This window comes from Paenisporosarcina sp. P4_E4_2 (assembly GCF_056401595.1).
Map to the genome: position 1 here is coordinate 1 of NZ_JBFUJC010000242.1, position 4838 is coordinate 4838.

Sequence of the window (4838 nt, forward strand, 5' to 3'; positions counted from 1 at the left end):
GCCCACACCAAGTGCCACGTCAAGTGCAAGAGATCCGCTGGAAGTAGTCAATACTTCACGATCAGTTTTTTCGCCAAGTTTCATAATAGAACCTTTACCGAATTGTTTCTCAATTTGTTTTAACGCCATGTCTAACGCTGCTTTACGATCGCTCAAGAATGGTTCCTCCYTTGATTTAAACACTAATTTAACTTCTGTCTCTACTATACTTGGTTTATGAGAAATATACAAGAAAAAAGCGAACGTTTATTCGGTTTATTTTTTTATCATATTTAATGGCAAGCTCATCATTATTCAAAAGGCTCAATAAAACTATTATTGTAGATTATTTAAAAATATAGAAGGAATCGGTTCCCTTTCCGTGTACGAGCATTGAGTCCAACATGCCGCTAGAGCGTGAAGCTGGAGATCCACAAGTATGTGGTGTTCATACTTGTTGGCTAGTGAGGAACATTCTTTTTACAATGCCTATCAAAAAAGGAGCAATCTTTATGAGAATGATTGCTCCTTTACAAATCTATTATTGTGCTTGATTGTTTGATAGCAATTGAATCAAATAATGGAACGTCCTCATCACTGCTCTCAGACGATTGGTATTACGCATATCGCTTAAATGCAGTTCGTGAGTCACCACATCATCATTAGGAAGGCTGATTGCGATCCACACAGTGCCTGCTGGCTTATTATCATGAGAGTTAGGACCAGCTGCACCAGTCAGTCCGACGCCTATATCCGTTTGGAACATTGCTTTCACCCTACTGGCCATGGCAGTCGCACATTCAGCACTCACAACTCCATATTGGTCGATGATGTCTTTTGAGACTCCGAGCTGATTCATTTTCGACTCCGCTGTGTATGTAACCACACCACCAACCAATGTTTGACTTACACCAGGGATGGCAGCCAGTTCTGATTGGAATAATCCAGCTGTCAAACTTTCAGCTGCCGATATCGTCAATCCTTGCTCTATTAATAATCTGCTTGCACTTGATGCAAGCGAGTCATCGTTGTAACCGTATAAATAATCTCCTACGCGGGAAAGTAATACTTGTTCAGTTTCTTGAATCAATTTTAGCGCTTCTWCTTCTGTAGAAGTTTTGGCTGTAATCCGCAAAGTGACTTCCCCATCGGAAGCTAGCGGCGCAATAGTTGGATTAGTTTGGGCATCCAGTAAATCCATAATCCGTGTTTCAAGCTCCGCCTCACCGATTCCATAAAAACGAAGGACGTGTGAAATAATCACTTCTCCTTGATTCAGCCATCTTGCCAAAACAGGCTTTGCTTCTAATTGAAACATTGGTTCCATTTCTTTAGGTGGTCCAGGCAGAAGGATATACACATGGTTTCCTTTTGAATAGAACATCCCCGGAGCCATACCGTTATGATTAGCCAACACTTCACAGCCATCAAGTACAAGAGCCTGCTTCTTGTTGTTTTCAGTCATCGGAAGGTTTATACGGTTAAAGAATGCTTCAATGGAAATCAGTGCGGTCTCGTCCATAACAAGGTCCGTTCCTACGTGCCTTGCAATAGTTTCTTTCGTCAAGTCGTCCTTGGTTGGACCAAGTCCTCCAGAGAATACAATTAGATCCGCTCGTGTTTCAGCCAATTCAATCGCTTGTTTTAAACGCTCCGCGTTATCACCTACTACCGTATGATAATAGACATTGACACCCAGTTCAGCCAGTTGACTCGAAATATAGCGTGCATTTGTATTTGTGATTTGTCCAAGCAACAGTTCAGATCCTACTGCAATAATTTCAGCATTCATCTTCATTCACGCCCCTATTTTGAGTCGAGTAACACACGGCGGTTTGCATAGAAGTAATCCCATCCAGACCAAACCGTAAAGAACAATGACACATACAACATGATTGAAGYGAATGGAATAGAGAACATTTCAAAAATAATATTGTGAAGTAGCAATGCGGAAATCGCGACAATTTGAGTCCACATCTTGATTTTCCCCAATTGTTTCGCTGCCACAACTTCACCTTCTTCTGCAAGAATTAAACGAAGTCCCGTAACAGCAAATTCGCGGCTGATTATTATGATAACAATCCAAGCAGGTGCGAATCCAAGTTCTACAAGGATGATCAAGGCTGCAGAAACCAATAATTTATCAGCTAGTGGATCCAGGAACTTACCCATATTCGTTACCAAGTTATGTTTACGCGCATAATATCCATCAATAAAGTCCGTTACTGATGCAAAAATAAAAATGATTGCGCCAATTAAATGTTCAACTGGTATAGTTGATCCTAAAAATGTAACATCACCCCAGCCAAAATCAACTAACATGAAAACAACAAATATAGGGATCATGATGATTCTTGAAACCGTAATTTGATTTGGTATATTCATTTTTGTCTCCTCTCGATTCAAAGAAAATAGCCATCTTGTTAGAGATGACTATTGCTGTTTTGAAAATTGAATCATCATATTTTGAACAATTTTTTCTGCTGGTGAAATTCCATACTCCACTTTTTCGTCATTGACAAAGACATCTATTTGCGATGCTGATCCAACTCGAATACGCGCCGAAGGTAAATCACTTAGATCTAGGTTAACCGTTTCTCCCACGGCTAATTCACGACCCAGCATTTCTACACCGGATGGATTTTTAACACCAACCCATGTTCTGCCTCGTGCAACAATTTTCACTGAAAATGTTTCGGCTCCTGTAACCGTATAATTAGTTGTTTCACCATCAATTGCACCCATTTCAATTTTCTGAGTCGGTACTGGCTCTACATCTTCTGGTACTTCCGGCTCTTCTTCAACCGGAGTTTCATCTCCGGTCGGAGGTTCAATAGACACTTCGTCCTCGACAGCGTCCGCAGATTGGTCATCATTTTTCGCTAAATTTTGATAGGAAAACCAAAAAATCACGATACCAATAATAATGAATAGTGCCACTACGATCATCGGGATCATCTCGTTCATACTATTCGATGATCTTCCAATCGGTCGGCGTCTAGAAGGCGCAGACGTCATCGTTTGACGCACTTCTTCACTCGTGGAAGAAGGTACTTCCTGCTTATACGACTCTAGCAATTCATCAGAATTCAATCCAACTGCATCAGCATATTGCTTAATAAATGCTCGAACATAAAACGGTCCCGGCATCATGCTGTAGTTGCCTTCTTCGATACCGGCAAGATAACGTTTTTGTATTTTCGTCATTTCCTGCAAGTCGTCCAAACTATATCCTTTTGCCGTTCTCGCCTCTTTAAGACGAGTTCCTAATTCAGTCAACTAAAACACCTGCCTGTTAAAAGTTAAAACCACCGAAGCCATCTAAGTTACCTCTTTCAGACATCATCTGGTTTTTTTCCATCATTTCGTATGTTATTTCTTCATCTGGTTCGTGTCGCAATTCAATAATGTAATCAAAGTCTTCAATCGTGTAATCTGATTGTTGAACGAACATATCAGGATGTTCAACTACTTTAATTGACGGGAGGCGCATCATTTCACGCACCAACTGTAAATGACGTTCATCTGTAGATTGTCTCGTCACAATTCCGTCCAGGATAAAAATATTATTATCACTGAATTCGTCTCCTGCCAATTGGCTACGGACGGTTTGTTTAATCATGGTTGAAGATAAAAACACCCATTTTTTATTTGCACTGACGCTAGCTGCAACAACTGATTCGGTTTTTCCTACTCGAGGCATTCCACGAATCCCGATTAATTTATGTCCTTCTTGCTTAAACAATTCTGCCATAAAATCGACGAGTAGACCTAATTCATCCCGAACAAAACGAAATGTTTTGCGATCATCCGCATCTCGTTGTATGTATCGACCGTGTCTGACTGCTAAAATGTCACGTAGTTTCGGTTCCCGGAACTTTGTAACTTTAATCGTTTCCATCGTTGAAACAATCAATTCAAAACGTTCAATTTGCTCATCATTCTCTGCACGAAGCAACAACCCTCGTCTGCCCTGGTCTACACCGTTAATTGTCACAATGTTAACACGAAGCATACCGAGTAAAGAGGCAATATCCCCGAGCAATCCTGGACGGTTTATTTGTATTTCATATTCAAAATACCATTCGCGCATAATGTAACGACCTTTCCGCCTAACTTATTGAAGGAGCAAGTATTTTTTAACAAAAATCCTCCTAATGCGACACCTTTCAAGTCTTTCTCAATAGATGACGTTTCCAAACTACTCTAGGTTCTATCATAGCTGATTTATGTACGTAAGAAAAGGAAAAAAGAAAAGAAGGAACAATGTCCTTCTTTTCTTTTACTGTACAGTTTTTTGTTGAACTAATTTGACGACCATGTTCGCCAATGCATGTTGTTCATCTTCAGTAGCAACTGACCACAAATCCGACAAAACACGCTCTTGTTCGTTCTTAGGATCCACATTTTTGGCTAAGTAATCGCCGATTTCATAAGCTGTTGATTGGATGGCTTTTTTAGTCATCCCAGTTGATTCGGCGTTCATTACATTTACACCCAGAAAGTGTGTCCATTTTTGCCAGTTYTCAAGTAAGGCCATGTCCATTCCTCCTTTTCACAAACAGTATGTGCAAAAAAAGAAATTATATGTACCAACCGCCGTTTACCCGGAGCACTTGACCAGTTATATAATCCGCATTTCCACTGGTTAAAAAAGTAACAAGATTGGCTACGTCCTGCGGTTTACCGAAAGTTTGAAGAGGAATCTCATCTTCAAGCGCTATTCTTTCTCCCGCATCGAATGCTTCATTCATTTTCGTATCAATGATTCCTGGGGCAATGACATTGACTCGAACTCCAGACGAGCCTGATTCCTTTGCATAAGCTTTTACGAAAGCATGCTGCGCACCTTTGACGGC

At 40.5% G+C, this 4838-nt stretch carries 6 protein-coding genes and 1 pseudogene; all 7 read right to left on the minus strand.

All coding sequences use genetic code 11. The annotated features are described in order from the left end of the window. Window positions 1-156 (minus strand): annotated as a pseudogene (locus AC1DSB_RS14470) (recombinase RecA); the annotation flags it as partial. A 364-nt stretch (window positions 157-520) separates the two neighbouring features. Further along, a complete protein-coding gene (locus AC1DSB_RS14475; RefSeq protein ID WP_477586961.1) occupies window positions 521-1771 on the minus strand; it encodes a competence/damage-inducible protein A in 1251 nt (416 codons plus the stop codon). A gap of 14 nt (window positions 1772-1785) precedes the next feature. After that, window positions 1786-2364: a CDP-diacylglycerol--glycerol-3-phosphate 3-phosphatidyltransferase gene (gene pgsA / locus AC1DSB_RS14480; protein WP_477586962.1), complete on the minus strand. Its 579-nt coding sequence runs from the start codon at window positions 2362-2364 to the stop codon at window positions 1786-1788. 48 nt (window positions 2365-2412) lie between these two features. Further along, a complete protein-coding gene (locus AC1DSB_RS14485; protein ID WP_477531786.1) occupies window positions 2413-3258 on the minus strand; it encodes a helix-turn-helix domain-containing protein in 846 nt (281 codons plus the stop codon). 16 nt (window positions 3259-3274) lie between these two features. Further along, on the minus strand, window positions 3275-4072 hold the full coding sequence (locus tag AC1DSB_RS14490) for a DUF3388 domain-containing protein (RefSeq protein WP_016427572.1): 798 nt from the start codon (window positions 4070-4072) through the stop codon (window positions 3275-3277). A 189-nt stretch (window positions 4073-4261) separates the two neighbouring features. Then, a complete protein-coding gene (locus AC1DSB_RS14495) occupies window positions 4262-4519 on the minus strand; it encodes a DUF3243 domain-containing protein (RefSeq protein ID WP_016427573.1) in 258 nt (85 codons plus the stop codon). A 43-nt stretch (window positions 4520-4562) separates the two neighbouring features. Next, window positions 4563-4838, minus strand: a 276-nt coding sequence (locus tag AC1DSB_RS14500) for an SDR family oxidoreductase (RefSeq protein ID WP_477586963.1), incomplete at its 5' end; no start/stop codon positions are given.

Bases quoted from the DNA above. Each gene is read 5' to 3' on its own strand.
- AC1DSB_RS14490 (WP_016427572.1), bottom strand. From the start codon at position 4,072: ATGCGCGAATGGTATTTTGAATATGAAATACAAATAAACCGTCCAGGA.